This window comes from Plantactinospora sp. CNZ321 (assembly GCF_004217235.1).
Genome location: NZ_SHKQ01000001.1, coordinates 1111692 through 1127348 on the forward strand (window position 1 = coordinate 1111692; position 15657 = coordinate 1127348).

Consider the following 15657-nt stretch of genomic DNA (forward strand, 5'->3'; position numbering starts at 1 on the left):
GAAATTTGGGCCAGATCCAGATCCCGAGTTCGTCATGTTGAGCGGACTCGGGCCACCCGGCCGCAACGAGTTCCCTTGGCATGGGGCAGCTCCGGCGCCGGCCCATCCTGTGCCGGGACACGAGGAACATGCACCGGACCACGAGGAACAACGACTCCTGTCACCACTTCGCCGTCCAGCCTGGCCGCGTGTCGGTGACGACGTTTGGCAAGCCGGTCGTCGTCGCAAACGGCTACACCTGTCGGTTGACCGTCTCCGCCGCCAGGGTGGCCAGCATCTCGCTGGCCTCGCCGAGCAGCGGGGCGTCGGCCAGCGCGGTCAGCGCCGCGTCGACGCGTACCTTGATCATCTGCTCGATCCGGTCCAGTGCACCGGTGTCGACGATGATGGCCCGCAGCTCGGCGGCACCCTCCGGGTCGAGCTCAGGGTTGCCGAAGAGCGCTCGCAACCGCTGCGCCTGGGCCCGGTCGGCACTCCCCCGGGCCAGCGCCATCATCACGGTCGGCTTCCCCTCCCGGAGGTCGTCCAGAATGGACTTCCCGGTGACCGTCGGATCGCCGAAGACCCCGAGTACGTCGTCGCGGAGCTGGAACGCGTCGCCCAGCGGATCGCCGAACGCGGCCAGCGCGGTCAGCAGCTCGGCGGATCCGGCCGCCAGGGCGGCACCGATCTGCAACGGCCGGGTCACCGTGTAGCGGGCCGCCTTCATCCGGATCACGGTCAGCGCGCTGGCCACCGAACCGTCCCCGACCCCGGACACCAGGTCCAGGTACTGTCCGGCGATCACCTCGGTACGCATGGTGGCGAAGTGCCGGTAACCCCGGTGCACCTGCTCCGGGGACATTCCGCACTCGTGGAACATCTGGTCCGCCCAGGCGGCGCAGAGGTCACCGCAGAGCAGCGCGGTGTTGCGGCCGTACGAGGCCGGGTCGCCGCGCCAGGCCGACCGGGCGTGCAGGTCGGCGAAGAGCCGGTGCACCGAGGGCTCGCCCCGGCGCCGGTCGCTGCCGTCCATGATGTCGTCGTGGATCAGTGCGAAGGCGTGGAACAGCTCCAGCGCGGCGGCGGCGGCCACGATCGGCGTACCGTCCGCGCCACCGGCACCGCGCCAGCCCCAGTAGCAGAAGAGTGGACGCAGCCGCTTGCCACCGGCCAGCACGAACCGGTGCAGTGTGGTGAAGACGCCTCGGGGCGCACCGTCCGGCCAGTCCGGATCCTGCCGGTCGAGGAAGGCCGCGAGCTGGGCGTCGAAGCGCTTCCGCAGCGAACCCAGATCCACCTCCGGCACGGTGGCCGTCACGGTCGCTCTCCACTCGACAGCTCAGCCGAGCCGTCGGTGACCGAGCCGTCGGTGACCGAGCCGGCATCGGACCGGCCGGACAGGCCCGCGAGGCGCAGCAGCAGGCCCTTGACCTCGGTGGCCGCGTACCGGTCCCGCGCCACGGAGGGATCGGAGCAGAGCAGGACGGGACCGTCCGCCGGGTCGGCGGGCAGCCGCCCGTGCGAGCCACGTACCGCCCGCGCGCCCGCGTCCAGCCCCACCACGCTCATCAGGTAGCGCATCCCGAGCTTCTTGCGGAGCAGCGCCACCGCCGCCCGGCGCTTCGCCGCGCCCGGCGCGGCCGGGTCGAAGAAGAGCTCCGCCGGGTCGTACCCGGGTTTGCGGTGGATCTCCACCAGCCGGGCGAAGTCCGGGGCGCGGGCGTCGTCCAGCCAGTAGTAGTAGCTGAACCAGGCGTTCGGCTCGGCGACCAGCACCAGCTCGCCGGCCCGCTCGTGGTCCAGCCCGTGCGCGGCCCTACCGGCGGCGTCCAGCACCTCGGCGACCCCGGGCAGCCCCGCGCAGAGCTTCGCCACCGCCGGCACGTCGGCCGGATCCCTGACGTAGACGTGCGCCACCTGGTGGTCGGCGACCGCGAACGCCCGGGACGTCCACGGGTCGAGGTACTCCATCCCGTCCTGGGTGTAGACCCGGAGCAGCCCCTCGGCCCGGAGCAGCCGGTTCACGTCCACCGGCCGGCTCGCCTCGGTGATGCCGTACTCCGACAGCACCACCACTGTCGCGTTCCGGGCGGCGGCCGCGTCCAGCAGCGGGCCGAGTATCACGTCCAGTTCGACCGCGGCGGCCGCCGCCTGCGGCGAGGACGGGCCGAAGCGTTGCAGGTCGTAGTCGAGGTGCGGGAGGTAGACCAGGGTCAGGTCGGGATTCTTCTCGACCATGATCTGCTCGGCGGCCCGGCAGATCCACCTCGACGACGGCAGTCCCGCCCCCGGCCCCCAGTACGTGAAGAGCGGAAACCCGCCCAGCCTCCCGGTCAGCTCGTCGTGCAGCTCGGGCGGGTCGGTGTAACAGTCCGGCTCCTTGCGCCCGTCGGCGTAGTAGATCGGCCGGGGCGTCACGGTCCAGTTCACGTCGGCGCCCATCGCGTACCACCAGCAGACGTTCGCCACGGTGTAGTCCGGGCGCTCACGGCGGGCCGCCTGCCAGACCTTCTCCCCGCCCATCAGCGCGTGGTGCTGGCGCCAGAGGAGGACCTCGCCGAGGTCCCGGAAGTACCAGCCGTTGCCGACGATGCCGTGCTCGGCCGGCAGCGCCCCGGTGAGCAGGGTCGCCTGCACCGAGCAGGTCACCGCCGGCAGTACGGTGCCGAGTTCGGCCCGGCAGCCGGCGTCGGCCAGGGCGCGCAGCCGGGGCATCTGGGCCAGCAACCGGGGGGTCAGCCCGACCACGTCGACAACCACCAGTGGATCAGCCATCGTGCCTCCTCGGCCCGGATGCGGAGGCGGCCGGGCCGCCAGAAATCCCGGCTGCCGGGCCGCCAGGGATTACGGTCGGGTCGGCAGAGACCCCGGTCAGCCCGAGCGCGAGCAGTTCGTCGCGGGCGAAGGCCAGCTCGGCAGCGATCCCGCCGGCCAGCTCCGCGTCCGACCCCGGACGCTGTCCAACCGGCAGCACCCCCCAGGTGTACGTCTCGACGTCCAGGTGGTCGCAGCCGGCGACCGGCCCGGCGAACAGCTCCCGCAGCGCCTCCCGGAGCACCGCGACGGTGGACTCCAGCGGTGCGGCGGGTACGGCGTGCAGCGGTACGTGGAAGTGCACCCGCCAGGCGCCGGGCAGGTTGGCGTCCAGCGCCGCGTCCAGGTCGTCGGCGGCGTGCGCCGGGTCGGCGGGATCGGCGGCCCCTCCGCAGGGTTCCGCGCGGGTCTGGTGCAGGAAGCGCGGTTCGACGTACCCGCGCAGGTCCTTGGCGGCCGCGACCGGGTCGGCGGCGGCCAGCGCGGCCGAGACCTGCACCTTCACCACCGGCAGCCCCGCGGCGCGCAGCCGGCCCAGCGCCTGCGCCGGGTCCTCCCAGGCGCAGGCGAGATGGGCCAGGTCGAGGCAGATGCCGAGTCTGTCGGTGTCCACCCGGGACAGTGCGGCGACCGCCTGGCCCGTCGACTCGATCACACAGCCCGGCTCCGGTTCGAAGCCGACCCGGACCGCCCGGCCGGTACGCCAGGCGATCTGGGTCAGCCCGGCGGCCAGTTCGTCCAGCGTCCGGGCCGCCCGGTCGGCCTGTCGCCGCTCCCAGGGCTCGCGCCAGGCCAGCGGCAGGGTGGAGACCGAACCCCGGAGGGCGTCGTCGGGAAGCAGGTCGACCAGTACCGTCGCCAGGTTCAGCGTGTAGACCAGCCGTTCCCGGGTGGTCCAGTCCGGGTGGTAGACGGCCTGCTTCACCACCGGCGCGTGGAAGGACCGGTAGGGGAACCCGTTCAGGGTCACCACCTCCAGCCCGCGCGCGACCAGCTCGGCGCGCAGCCGCCGCCGGGTCTGCGGGTCGGCGGCGAGCCCGGCCGCCACCGGCGCGGCCAGCCACAACCCCAATCCGAGTACGTCGGTGCCGAGCCGCTCCCGGATCGGCACCGCGTACGTGTCGAGCTGCCCCAGCACCCCGGCCAGGTCCTCGGCCGGATGCACGTTGGTGCAGTAGCTCAGGTGCACCGTCTGCCCGTCGGCGTGCCGCAGCCGCATCAGCTACCGCCCCGCAGGATCGAGTTCCCCTGGAAGGTGCCGGGCGGCGGCGCGGTACCGGACGCCGGGCCGGCGGCACCACCGGCTCCGGCCGGCCCGTCAGCGGCACCACCGGCTCCGGCCGGCCCGTCAGCGTCGAGTTCCAGCCGGCCGGACTGGCCGTAGAACTCGACCGGGTTGCGCCAGAGCACCCGGTCGACGTCGTCGGCGTCGAATCCGGCGGCCAGCATCGCCTCCCCGGTGGCCCTGGTCAGCAGCGGATCCGACCGGCCCCAGTCGGCGGCCGAGTTGACCAGCATCCGCTCGGTGCCGTACCTCCGGAGCAGCTCGACCATTCGCGGCGGCGACATCTTGGTCTCCGGATAGATCGAGAAGCCGAGCCAGCAGCCGGTCTCCCGGACCAGCGGCACGGTCACCTCGTTGAGGTGGTCGATCACCACCCGGCCGGGGTCGAGCCCGGACTCGGCGACCACCGCCAGGCTGCGTTCGGTGCCCCGGGCCTTGTCCCGGTGCGGGGTGTGCACCAGCGCCGGCAGCTGGTGTTCGACCGCAAGGGCGAGCTGGGCGGCGAAGACCTCGTCCTCCTCCGGCGTCATCGAGTCGTAGCCGACCTCGCCGACCGCCACCACGCCGTCCTTGTCCAGGTAGCGGGGCAGCAGGTCGAGCACCTCCCGGCAACGCGGGTCGTTGGCCTCCTTCGGGTTCAGCGCGATGGTGGCGTGGTGCCGGATGCCGAACTGGCTGGCCCGGAACGGCTCCCAACCGACCAGCGAGTCGAAGTAGTCGACGAAGGAGGCGGCGCTGGTACGGGGCTGACCGAGCCAGAACGCCGGCTCCACCAGGGCGCGTACCCCGGCCGCGGCCATCCGTTCGTAGTCGTCGGTGGTCCGCGAGGTCATGTGGATGTGCGGGTCGAAGATTCGCATCACGCCTCCTCCGCGCCCGGCCCGGTCGGGGTCCCCGACCGGTCGAGCGTGCTCAGTCGCGCCAGCAACGCGGTCGCGTCCGCCGGCATGTCCCGGCCGGCCGCCCGGCGCTCCTCGGCAAAACCTGCCAGCATCCCGGCCAGCTCGGCGTCGGCCCGCCGGTCGAGGCCGTGCACGGCGGCCAGCGGGATCCCGGTGAATACGCACTTGAGCACCGCCTGCCGCCATGCGGCCTGGTCGAGCCGGTCGGCGTACCGGCCCAGGGCGGCGGCGACCAGCCGGGTGTCGTTGGTGCGGATCGCGTCGTGCAGCAGCGGGACTCCGGCGTCACCGACCGGCAGCAGCGGCAGCGCCCGGAGCACCGCCCGCTTCTCGGCCGCGTCGCCGTACCGGTAGCAAATCTCGACCTGTTTGGGCAGCTCGGTCGGGGGTAGCGCGCCGAGCAGCAGCACCCGGGCCGCGTCGTCGGCGGACCACTGCGGCAGGTCGGGCAGGGGTGCCCGGCCGCACCTGCGGCCCGCCGCCGCGAAGAGCCGGCCGAGCGCGGCGGGTTCGGCGCCGACCCGGCGTAACGCCTCGGCCAGCCAGTCCCGGTCGGGCGGCCGCCCGTCGGGTACGGCCAGCAGCGCCGCCCGCAGTCGTTCCAGTTCCGGTTCCGGTTCCATCCGGTCCTCCCCAGTTTCCGGTGTGGATGGTGGTCGCGGTCCCCCGGTGCCCCCTAGTCCGGTGTGCCGGTCGCCCTCCCTCGATCCGGCGCGGTGCTGGTCCGCGCGTCGGTGAACCCGGTCCGCGCCTCGGTGAACCCGGCGGCGTCGGCGGCGGCGCGGAGGAATTCGATCGACTGTGCCGCCACGGTGGGGGCGGCGTGTGAGTGCCGGGGCAGCTCGACGGCGACCAGCCCGGCGTACCCGGCCTCGGCCAGCGCCCGCAGTACGGGCGGGAAGTCGATCTCGCCGGTGCCGAACTCCAGGTGCTCGTGCACGCCCCGGCGCATGTCGTCGATCTGCACGTTGACCAGGTGCGGAGCCACCCGCGTGACGCAGTCGGGCACCGGGGATGGCTCCAGGCACCGGCAGTGTCCGATGTCGAGGGTGATGCCGAAGCCCGGCGGGGCGCCCAGGGCGTCCCGCAGCCGCCACCAATCGGCGATCTCGGCCACCAGCATCCCCGGCTCCGGCTCGAAGCCGAGCGGAATCCCGGCGGCGTCGGCGACCCCGACCAGTTCGGCACAGCCGGCCACGAGCCGGTCCCAGGCGGTCGCCGGGTCGACACCGGCCGGGCGTACACCGGACCAGAAGGAGACCGCCTCGGCGCCCAGATCGGCCCCGATCGCGACGGCCCGGCGGAGGAACTCGACCCGCAGCGCGTTGTCGTCGTGCAACAGCGTCGGGGCGTGCTTGTGCCAGGGGTCCAGCAGGTAGCGGGCCCCGGTCTCGATCACCACCCCGAGACCGTGCACGGCGAGGCTCCGGCCGACCGCCGCCACCCGGGCCGCGAGGTCCGGGCCGAACGGGTCCAGGTGGTCGTGATCGAGGGTCAGCGCCACGCCGCGGTAGCCGAGATCGGCGATCACCCGTAGCGCGTCGTCCAGCCGGTGGTTGGCGAAGCCGTTGGTCCCGTACCCGAACCGCAGCCCGGACGCGGCGGAGCCGGCGACGGTCACCTCGGCGAGACCTCCGGCGCTCATCTCGGCGGGACCTCCGGCGCTCATCTCGGCGGGACCTCCGGCGCTCATCTCGGCGGGACCTCCGGCGCTCATGTCGGCGGGACCTTCCGGGCGAGGTGGCGGCCGAGCGGAGCGGCGGCGGCCACCGCGACGCCGAGGAGCGCGGCGCCGGCCCGGGCGACCAGCGCGCCCTGTAGTGCGGGTAGGCCGGTGATGCCGGCACCGACCGCGGCCCGGACCCGGGACGCCTGCGGGTCCGCCGCCACCCGGGCCTGCGCGGTGCCGTACTGCAGGCCGTACCAGCCGGCGAGGGCGGCCGGGACCAGGGCCCGCCAGCGGGACCGGCCGGCCTGCCGGTCCGGGTTGCCGGCCCGGCACCGGGTCACCGCGGCGGCGGCCACCGCGGCGGTACCGGCCAGGGTCGCCGCCGGCAGCGCCCGGGTCGCGCCGGAGACCTCCCGCCGGGAGAGTTCGGTGACCGTGTACGTGTGCGCGGCCACCGTCAGCGCCGCCGGCACCGCCCGGACCATCCGGCCGCCGCTCGCGCCGAGCAGCACGTCCAGCCCCCGGCAGCCGGCCATCACCGCCGGCCCGGCCGCGGTGTTCTTGGCCCACAGGTCGTACGCCCAGACCGCGCCGGCCAGCGGCACCGCCACGGCGAGCGCCCGACGGCCACCGGCCAGCCCGGCGAGCCCGATCCCGGCGGCGGTGAGCCCGGCGGAGACGCCGAGGGCGAGTCCCGGCGACACCCGTCCACTCGGGATCGGCCGCTCCGGCCGCTCCCGCGCGTCGAGTTCGCGGTCCGCGAGGTCGTTGGCGGCCATCCCGGCCCAGTAGAGCAGCACCGACGCCCCGGCCAACCCCGGCACCCGGCGGTCCAGCGCGTCGGCGGCGGCGGCCCCGGCCACCACGTCACCGGGTACCGAGAGCGCGGCCGGCGCCCGGACCAGCTCGGCCAGGTCACGCAGCGACGGCATCCGAGCCTCCCGAACCGAGTTCGCGGTCCAGCTCGCGGACGAAGCCACGCAGCATCCCCCACTGTTCGGCGAGGGCGTGCGGCACGTCGCCGAGCGGGTCCTTGAAGAAGAACGCCAGCTCGGTCAGGGGCCCGCTCCGGCCGGCCCGGTGCGCGGCGGCGGTCAGCCGGGCCAGGTCGAGCACCAGCGGCGCGGCGAGCGAGGAGTCGCAGCCGTGCCAGGTGAACTCCATCCGCATCGGAGTACCGAGGAAGCCGGCGAAGGTGACCAGGTCCCAGGCGGTCTTGAAGTCGCCGATGTCGTCGACGTACTCGATCCGGGTGTTGCCCTGCGGGACGTAGCCCAGGGTCTCCCCGAGTACTCGCTGCTTGCTGGCGGACTTGGCCGCGTTCGCCGCCGGTTCGGCCAGGTTGGCCCCGTCGCCGCCGCCGAGCAGGTTGGTGCCGGACCAGCTCCGTACCCGCAGGTGCCGCATCGCGAACATCGGGGCGAGGACCGACTTCACCAGGGTCTCCCCGGTCTTGCCGTCGTGCCCGGCGTACGGCAGGCCGGCCCGCTGGGCGAGTTCGTCGAGCGCGGGCAGCCTGGCGCCGGTGGACGGGGTGAAGTCCACGTAGGAGCAGCCGGCGGTGAAGGCGGCGTAGGCGTAGGTCGAGCTGGCCGGCAGCGGGCTCCCGTCGGCGAGGGCGGTGTCCAGTTCGGAGAGTCGGGCGTGCGCCGGGTGCGGGTCCGGGGTCGGCTCGGTCGAGGAGACGTTGATCACCACCACCTGGTCCAGCCGGTGCCGTACGCGGAAACCGGTCAGGTCGGCGACGATCGCCTCGACGACGGCGGCCTGCGGGCCACCGGTCGGCGCCGGGCGCAGCTCGGCCTCGACCGTGCCGAGTTCCTCGGCCAGCGCCGCCACCAGCCGGGCCGGCAGTACGCCCGTCGCGGCCAGCGACTCCGCCTTCTTCACCAGCGGGGTGGTGGCGATGTCGTGCCCGCCGAAGACCAGGTCGGCCATGGCCGGCAGGGCGGCGGTACGCAGCGCCGGCAACTCGGTCACGCAGCCCGTCGGCCCGGCGAGCCCGGCCCGCAGGGCCAACGCCCCGACGGTGCTGGTCACCGCGACTGAACCACGTCCGCCAACCAGCCATAGACCCGTACGCATCAGTGCTCCTCCCTCCCGTGCCGGACGGCCTGAGCCGGCCGGAGGTTGTCCGACGGAACCGGGCTCGGAGCGACCCGTCGAATCCGCCTATCGAGACATCTTGCCTCGCAGTCGAGCAAAGCGCCCCGCCCGCCCGACCGTCGCGGTGGAACATCCCGTGCGGCAGCGCCGGAGTCGGCGGCAACGGCACTGCCCGGGCCCGTGACCGTGCGGGCGGACGGGGCTTGGTAGGCAGGGCCGGTCGGCGTCGCGGTCCTGCCTCCCCCGATCCGAGGCGACCGGGCGGCGGCGTTGCCGGCTCCGGTCGCGGTCCACTGTGTAGTTGTGCCACCGGTGGCGTACCGGGCGGTTGTGCCACCGCGGGTGTGCACGGCGTCCGGTGCGACCGGGGAATCCCGGTCCGGCCACACCGGACGGCCGTGTCACCTGTCGCACGACCCGGCCGGAGCGGGCTCCGTCGGGCGCGTGCGGTTCCTTCCGGTCCGACCTCCCTCCGGTCGCGGGGCGCAAACCGCGATCGGACCCTCGCCGGTCGTTCCGGAAAGCTCGGGTCGGGTTCGCCGGCCCGGGTCCCGGGCCGGGCCACCCGACGGGTGGACAGTTTGGGCTACGCGGTTGGGTGGTACCTACCGGGTTACGCGACGATCGGGGCGGGCACCGGCTCCACCGGCGTCCAGGACGAACCCCGCTCCGCCGAGCGGGCCACGGCGTCCAGCACGAGCTGAACCTGCAGCGCCTCGGCGAAGGACGGGGTGGGGTCCGAGCCGGTGGCGATCGCCGCGAGGAAGTCGCGCAGCTCGTGCGTGAACGAGTGCTCGTACCCGATGATGTGCCCCGGCGGCCACCACGCCGCCATGTACGGGTGGTCGCCCTCGGTCACCAGGATCCGCCGGAAGCCCTGCTCGGCGCCGGGTTCGGTGGCGTCGTAGAACTCCAGCTCGTTGAGGCGTTCCAGGTCGAACGCCACCGAGCCGAGCGAACCGTTGATCTCGACCCGCAGCCCGTTGCGCCGGCCGGTGGCGAACCGGGTCGCCTCGTAGGTGGCGAGTCCGCCGCCGTCGAGCCGGGCCACGAAGATCGCCGCGTCGTCGACGGTGACCTGACCCGTCGCGGCCCCGGCACCGTCGGCCGAGGCGGCCAGTCCGCTCGAGGAGGCCGGCAGCGGCCGCTCCCTGACGAAGGTCTCGGTGATCGCGCTGACCCCGGCGATCCGCTGACCGGTCACGAACTGGGTCAGGTCGATGATGTGCGCCCCGATGTCGCCGAGCGCACCGGACCCGGCCTTGTCCTTCTGGAGCCGCCAGACCAGCGGGAACTGCGGATCGGTGATCCAGTCCTGCAGGTAGACCGCGCGGACGTGCCGGATCACGCCGAGCCGGCCGGAGGCGACCAGCTCCCGCATCAGGCTGACCGCGGGTACCCGGCGGTAGTTGAACCCGCACATCGCCCGTACGCCCACCGCCTGGGCCTTGGCCGCCGCGGCGACCATGGCCCGCGCCTCCTCGACCGTGTTGGCCAGCGGCTTCTCGCACAGGACGTGCTTGCCCGCCGCCAGGGCCGCGATGGTGATCTCGGCGTGGCTGTCGCCGGGCGTACAGACGTCGACGATGTCGATGTCGTCCCGGGCGATCAGTTCCCGCCAGTCGGTGGTGTGGCCCTCCCAGCCGAGCCGGTCGGCCGCGTCGGCGACCTTGGACTCGTCCCGGCCGCAGATCAGGGCCATCCGGGCGCGTACCGGCAGGTCGAAGACGCGGTTCACGGTCCGCCACGCCTGCGAGTGCGCGGCGCCCATGAACGCGTAGCCGACCATGCCGACCCGCAGTTCTTTCTCGTTCGTGGACAAGGTGGGTCTCCCCCCGGTGTGTCAGAACCCGAGCTTGGCGTACGCGCTCGCGTTCTCCTTCGTGATCGTCTCGGAGGCCAAGGTGATCTCCTTCGGCACCTGCAGCTCGACCAGGTCGGACATGCCCCTGCCCTGGGCGATGAGCCGGGCCAGCGAGACCGCCGACGAGGCCATCGAGGGGCTGTAGGTGACGGTTGCCTTCAGGACGCTGTTGTCGGCCGCGATCGCGTCGATGGCGGCCTTGGAGCCGGCGCCGCCGACCATGATGAACTCGGAGCGGTTGGCCTGCTTGATCGCGGCCAGTACCCCGATGCCCTGGTCGTCGTCGTGGTTCCACAGCGCGTCCATCTTGGGCAGCGCCTGGAGCAGTTGCGAGGCCTCGCTCTGGCCGGTGTCGGCGGTGAACTGGGCGGCCCGCCGGTTGGCCACCTTGAAGCCGTAGACGGCCAGTTCGGCGGCGAAGCCGGCGGATCGTTCCTGGGTCAGCTCCAACGCGTCGATGCCGGCGATCTCGCCGATGATCGGGTTGGCGATCCCCTTGGTCTTCATCTGCTCGCCGATGTAGCGACCGGCGGCGACCCCCATGCCGTAGTTGTCGCCCTTGATCTGGAGCCGGTACGCCAGCGCGTCCGGGAAGGCCCGGTCCAGGTTGACCACCGGGATGCCGGCCTTCATCGCCGCCAGCCCGGAGGCGTTCAGCTCCTTGCCGTCGTGCGGGAGCATGACGATCACGTTCGGCTTCTGCGCGATCAGGGTCTGCAGCGCGGCCCGCTGGGCGGCGGCGTCCGCTCCGGCGGCCACCATCTTGAACTCCACGTCGGAGTAGACCTTCGCCTGCGCCTCGGCGTTCTTGGTGATCGCGGCGAGCCAGCCGTGGTCGGCGGCCGGTGCGGAGAAGCCGATCACGACCTTCTGCCCCGGGGCACTGTTCGGGTTGGCCGAGCTGTCGGCCTCCTTGACCTGCTCGTTCCCGCCGGCACCGGAACCGGTCTCGTTGCTGGTGCAGGCGGTGAGCAGGGCACCGGCGCCCACCGCCGCCCCGCCGAGCAGCAGCCGGCGGCGGGACAGGTCGCGCACCGGCCGGAGCGGATCGTGCTGGGTCATGACGACCTCCTGGTTATTCGAGGGGTGGGTGGGGTGCACCGGCCGGTGACCGGGCCGGCCACCGGCGGCGGGAGCCACCGGGAGAGGGGTTGCGGGTGGGTCAGTTCGTCGAGGTGAGCCTGTTGCGGGCGAGGAGTTGGGTGACCGACTTGAACCGGAACTGCTGGAGCAGTACGGCGGCGACGATGATGCCGCCCTTGACCATGTTCTGTGCCTCGGTGGAGAGGCCGTTGATCGCGAACAGGTTGGTGATGGTGGCGAAGATGATCACGCCGAGCAGGGAGCCGATGATGGTGCCCCGGCCGCCGCTGAGCAGCGTGCCACCGATGATCGCCGCGGCGATCGCGTCCAGTTCGTAGAGGTTCGCCATCGCCGCCTGCGCGGAGTTGGCCTGCGCGGTGAGCATGATCGCGGCGATTCCGCAGCAGAGGCCGGAGAGCGCGTAGAGCAGCATGGTGTGCCGGCGTACGTTGATGCCGGCCAGCCGGGCCGCCTCCGGGTTGCCACCGACCGCGACCGTACGCCGGCCGAAGGTGGTGCGGTTGAGCAGCACCCAGCCGGCCGCGACCACCCCGGCGAGGATGAAGACCAGCACCGGGATGCCCAGCACATCCGTGCTGGCGATGCCGTTGATTGTCGCGTTGTTCGAGACCTGGGTCTGCTTGTCGGAGATCTCCGCGGCCAGGCCCCGGGCGGCGACCAGCATGGCCAGGGTGGCGATGAACGGCACCAGCCGGCCGTACGAGATCAGCAGGCCGTTGACCAGCCCGACGCAGGTCGCCACCACGATCGCGGTGAAGATCATCCCTCCGGCGCCGAAGCTCTGGGTCGCGACCGTGGTGCTCCAGACCCCGGCCAGCGCCACGATCGCGCCCACCGAGAGGTCGATCCCGCCACCGATGATCACGAAGGTGATGCCCACCGTCACCACGCCGACCACCGAGGCCAGGGTGAGGATCGAGAAGATGTTCGACCGCACCCAGGCCGAGTCGCCGTACAGGTCGGGGCGGGTGACGATGCCGATCACGACCAGCACCACCAGTACCCCGACCAGTCCCAGGTTGCGCCGGAAGGCCTCACCCGCGTCGCCGCTCCACCGGCCGGTGGAGTTCGCGGCCGCCCCGGCACCCTGATGGGCCGCCGCTCCGGCCGGTGCCGGCGACACCGACGACGGCCGGTCCACGGGCGGCGCCGTGCCCGCCGGCGCGGCGGTCTCGGTACGTTCGGTCACGCTGGCGCCCCCTCCATCAGCGACCCCGCCATCACGAGGTCGAGCACGGTGTCTTCGTCGAGTTCTCCGGCCGGGGCCTCGTGCACCACCCGGCCCTCCCGCATCACCAGCACGCGGTCGGCCAGGCCGAGCACCTCCGGCACCTCGCTGGAGACCAGCAGTACGCCCACGCCCCGGGCGGCCAGCCCCCGGATCACCTGGTACAGCTCGGCCCGGGCGCCGACGTCGACGCCCCGGGTCGGCTCGTCGAGCAGCAGCAGTTTCGTGTCGCCGAGCAGCCAGCGGCCGACCACGACCTTCTGCTGGTTGCCGCCGGAGAGCGTCCGGACCGGTCGCCGGACGTCCCGGGGCCGCAACTCCAGCCGGTCGGCGACCTCGCTCGCCTCGGCCCGCTCCCGGCCCGCGTCGGTGAAGCCCAGCCGGGCCCAGCGGGTGAAGGTGGCCAGCGTGATGTTGCGGTAGACCGGGTCGCCGAGCAGCAGCGCCTGGCTCTTGCGCTCTTCCGGCGCCATCCCCATGCCGGCCCGGACGGCGGCGCCGACGCTGCCCGGCCGGACCTGCCGGCCGGCCATCGTCACGGTGCCGGAGCTGGCCTGCCGGGCGCCGAAGATGGTCTCCAGCAGTTCGGAGCGGCCCGAGCCGACCAGGCCGGCGATGCCGACGATCTCACCGGCCCGCACGGTCAGCGACACGTCGGTGAACTCGCCCTCCCGGCCGAGGTCGCGCACCTGGAGCAGTTCCTCGGCCGCGGGCGTCTCGGCGGGGCGGTCCGGGAAGACGTACTCGATGGTCCGGCCGGTCATCCGGCTGACCAGGTCGCGGGTCGGGGTGGTCCGGGCCGGCAGGTTCGCCGCGGTGGTCCGGCCGTCCTTGAGTACGGTGACCCGGTCGCCGATCTCGCGGATCTCCTCCAGCCGGTGCGAGATGTAGATGACCGCGATGCCCTGCGCGGTCAGCTCCCGGATGATCCGGAACAGGTTGCCGACCTCGTCGTGCGCCAGCACCGCGCTCGGTTCGTCCATGATGATCAGCCGTGCCTCGTGCGAGAGCGCCCGAGCCATGCTGACGATCTGCTTGCCGGCCGACGGCAGCGAGCGGACCATCCGGCGGGGCGGGATGTCCGGGTGCCCGAGCCGGGCCAGGATCTGGCGGGTCTGCCGGGCCATGTGTCCGCGCCGGACGAAGCCGAGCCGGCGCGGCTCATGCCCGAGGAAGGCGTTCTCCGCCACCGACAGGTCCTCGACCAGGTCGAGTTCCTGGTAGATGGTGGCGATGCCGGCCCGCATCGCGGCCTGCGGGTTGCGATGCGACACCGGCTGGCCGAGCCACTCCACCTGCCCGGAGTCGGGCTGGTGGGCGCCGGAGAGCACCTTGATCAGCGTCGACTTGCCCGCGCCGTTCTGACCGAGCAGGCAGTGCACCTCGCCGGCCCGTACCTCCAACTGCACCCCGTCCAGCGCGCGTACCCCGGGAAAGGTCTTCACCACGTCGGTGAGCCGGAGGACGACCTCGCCGCTGTCCAGACTGTCCCGCGCTGCCGTCATGACGCCTCCGCGAACGCGACATCGGTGGCGAGCACGGCGGCGCCGGCGACCCCCGCCCGGGGGCCGAGTTCGGAGAGCACCACCGGCAGGTTGCCGGTGGCCAGCGGCAGCGAGCGCCGGTAGACCACACTGCGGATCTCCGCCAGCAGGATGTGGCCGAGCTGGGCCAGCCCACCGCCGATGACGATCATCGACGGGTTGGCGAAGCTGACCAGGCCGGCCAGTACGCCGCCGACCCGCCGACCACCGTCGCGGATCAGCCGGATGCAGGTCACGTCCCCCTCGATGGCGCCCTCGGCGACGTCGAGCGCGGTGACCGCGCCGGAGGCGGCGAGTCGCTCGGCGAGCGCCGGCGAGGTGCCGCTGCGGGCCGCCACGGTGGCCTCCTTGGCCAGCGCGGCGCCGCTGAACAGCGCCTCCAGGCAGCCGAGGTTGCCGCAGGAGCACATCGGACCGTGCGACTCGACCTGGATGTGCCCGATGTCCCCGGCACAGCCGTCGGTGCCCCGGTAGACCTCGCCGGAGAGGTAGATGCCGCAGCCGATGCCGGTACCGATCTTGACGAACAGGAAGTCGTCGACCGAGTGCGCCACTCCGCCGTGCCGCTCACCGATGGCCATGATGTTGACGTCGTTGTCCACCACCGCCGGGCAGCCGTGCTCCCGGGTCAGCAGTTCGCGGACGGGGAAGCGGTCCCAGCCGGGCATGATCGGCGGCGAGACCGGTACGCCGTCCCGGAAGCTCACCGGCCCCGGTACGCCGATGCCGACGGCGTGCAGCCGCTCGTACGCCCCGTCGACCTTCGCCTTGTGCAGCAGTTCGTGCACCCGCTGCAGGATGACCTTGGGGCCGGAGCGGATGTCGCTGGTCTCGGCGTACGCGGTGACGGGTTCGAGCCGGCCGTTGACCACCTCGACGTCGATCGAGCTGGCGCCCAGGTCGACGGCGGCGAACCGCAGGTCGGGGCTGAGTTCGACAAGTGTGGAGCGGCGCCCGCCCCGGGATGCGGCGAGTCCGGCCTCCGCGACGTAGCCGAGGCTGACCAGGCGCTCCAGCTCGGCGAGCAGGCGCGGCCGAGGTATCTGCAACCGGTCCGCCAGTTCGGCCCGGGACACCGCACCCTCGTCGCGCAACAGCCTCAGCAGCCGCAGATGCAGCGCTCCCGGGGTGCGCACAGGGACTCACCTCCGTCAGGCAC

At 73.1% G+C, this 15657-nt stretch carries 13 protein-coding genes; all 13 read right to left on the reverse strand.

From position 1 onward, the window contains the following. Positions 1–232 precede the first annotated feature (232 nt). Positions 233–1300 carry a polyprenyl synthetase family protein gene (locus EV371_RS04830; RefSeq protein WP_130460978.1) on the reverse strand — a complete coding sequence of 356 codons (1068 nt, stop codon included), beginning with the start codon at positions 1298–1300 and terminating at the stop codon, positions 233–235. Next, positions 1297–2757: an alkaline phosphatase family protein gene (locus EV371_RS04835; RefSeq protein WP_130460979.1), complete on the reverse strand. Its 1461-nt coding sequence runs from the start codon at positions 2755–2757 to the stop codon at positions 1297–1299. Before EV371_RS04835 ends, EV371_RS04830 begins: the two co-directional genes overlap by 4 nt. Continuing rightward, positions 2750–4015 carry a metabolite traffic protein EboE gene (gene eboE / locus EV371_RS04840; RefSeq protein ID WP_130460980.1) on the reverse strand — a complete coding sequence of 422 codons (1266 nt, stop codon included), beginning with the start codon at positions 4013–4015 and terminating at the stop codon, positions 2750–2752. Before eboE ends, EV371_RS04835 begins: the two co-directional genes overlap by 8 nt. After that, positions 4015–4941, reverse strand: coding sequence for a TatD family hydrolase (locus EV371_RS04845; RefSeq protein ID WP_130460981.1), 927 nt, complete (start codon positions 4939–4941; stop codon positions 4015–4017). The genes eboE and EV371_RS04845 overlap by 1 nt, the downstream gene beginning before the upstream one ends. Next, positions 4941–5606 carry an EboA domain-containing protein gene (locus EV371_RS04850; RefSeq protein ID WP_130460982.1) on the reverse strand — a complete coding sequence of 222 codons (666 nt, stop codon included), beginning with the start codon at positions 5604–5606 and terminating at the stop codon, positions 4941–4943. The genes EV371_RS04845 and EV371_RS04850 overlap by 1 nt, the downstream gene beginning before the upstream one ends. 53 nt (positions 5607–5659) lie before the next feature. Beyond that, positions 5660–6700, reverse strand: a complete 1041-nt coding sequence (locus tag EV371_RS04855) for a sugar phosphate isomerase/epimerase family protein (RefSeq protein WP_486484484.1) — start codon at positions 6698–6700, stop codon at positions 5660–5662. Continuing rightward, positions 6697–7584: an SCO3242 family prenyltransferase gene (locus EV371_RS04860; protein WP_130460983.1), complete on the reverse strand. Its 888-nt coding sequence runs from the start codon at positions 7582–7584 to the stop codon at positions 6697–6699. Before EV371_RS04860 ends, EV371_RS04855 begins: the two co-directional genes overlap by 4 nt. Then, positions 7568–8737: an inositol-3-phosphate synthase gene (locus tag EV371_RS04865; RefSeq protein ID WP_130460984.1), complete on the reverse strand. Its 1170-nt coding sequence runs from the start codon at positions 8735–8737 to the stop codon at positions 7568–7570. The genes EV371_RS04860 and EV371_RS04865 overlap by 17 nt, the downstream gene beginning before the upstream one ends. A gap of 634 nt (positions 8738–9371) precedes the next feature. Continuing rightward, on the reverse strand, positions 9372–10547 hold the full coding sequence (locus EV371_RS04870; protein ID WP_207230700.1) for a Gfo/Idh/MocA family protein: 1176 nt from the start codon (positions 10545–10547) through the stop codon (positions 9372–9374). Between the two features lie 54 nt (positions 10548–10601). Then, positions 10602–11684, reverse strand: coding sequence for a substrate-binding domain-containing protein (locus EV371_RS04875; protein ID WP_130460986.1), 1083 nt, complete (start codon positions 11682–11684; stop codon positions 10602–10604). A gap of 100 nt (positions 11685–11784) precedes the next feature. Next, the gene (locus EV371_RS04880; RefSeq protein WP_130460987.1) at positions 11785–12915 is read right to left on the reverse strand and encodes an ABC transporter permease subunit; all 1131 of its coding nucleotides are present in this window, start codon (positions 12913–12915) and stop codon (positions 11785–11787) included. Beyond that, on the reverse strand, positions 12912–14459 hold the full coding sequence (locus EV371_RS04885; protein ID WP_130460988.1) for a sugar ABC transporter ATP-binding protein: 1548 nt from the start codon (positions 14457–14459) through the stop codon (positions 12912–12914). Before EV371_RS04885 ends, EV371_RS04880 begins: the two co-directional genes overlap by 4 nt. Then, positions 14456–15634: an ROK family protein gene (locus EV371_RS04890; RefSeq protein ID WP_130460989.1), complete on the reverse strand. Its 1179-nt coding sequence runs from the start codon at positions 15632–15634 to the stop codon at positions 14456–14458. The genes EV371_RS04885 and EV371_RS04890 overlap by 4 nt, the downstream gene beginning before the upstream one ends. Positions 15635–15657: the final 23 nt, after the last annotated feature.

Coding starts and splice junctions, on each gene's coding strand:
- EV371_RS04835 (WP_130460979.1), bottom strand. CDS start 2,757: ATGGCTGATCCACTGGTGGTTGTCGACGTGGTCGGGCTGACCCCCCGG.
- eboE (WP_130460980.1), bottom strand. CDS start 4,015: ATGCGGCTGCGGCACGCCGACGGGCAGACGGTGCACCTGAGCTACTGC.
- EV371_RS04845 (WP_130460981.1), bottom strand. CDS start 4,941: ATGCGAATCTTCGACCCGCACATCCACATGACCTCGCGGACCACCGAC.
- EV371_RS04850 (WP_130460982.1), bottom strand. CDS start 5,606: ATGGAACCGGAACCGGAACTGGAACGACTGCGGGCGGCGCTGCTGGCC.
- EV371_RS04855 (WP_486484484.1), bottom strand. CDS start 6,700: ATGAGCGCCGGAGGTCCCGCCGAGATGAGCGCCGGAGGTCCCGCCGAG.
- EV371_RS04860 (WP_130460983.1), bottom strand. CDS start 7,584: ATGCCGTCGCTGCGTGACCTGGCCGAGCTGGTCCGGGCGCCGGCCGCG.
- EV371_RS04865 (WP_130460984.1), bottom strand. CDS start 8,737: ATGCGTACGGGTCTATGGCTGGTTGGCGGACGTGGTTCAGTCGCGGTG.
- EV371_RS04870 (WP_207230700.1), bottom strand. CDS start 10,547: ATGGTCGGCTACGCGTTCATGGGCGCCGCGCACTCGCAGGCGTGGCGG.
- EV371_RS04875 (WP_130460986.1), bottom strand. CDS start 11,684: ATGACCCAGCACGATCCGCTCCGGCCGGTGCGCGACCTGTCCCGCCGC.
- EV371_RS04885 (WP_130460988.1), bottom strand. CDS start 14,459: ATGACGGCAGCGCGGGACAGTCTGGACAGCGGCGAGGTCGTCCTCCGG.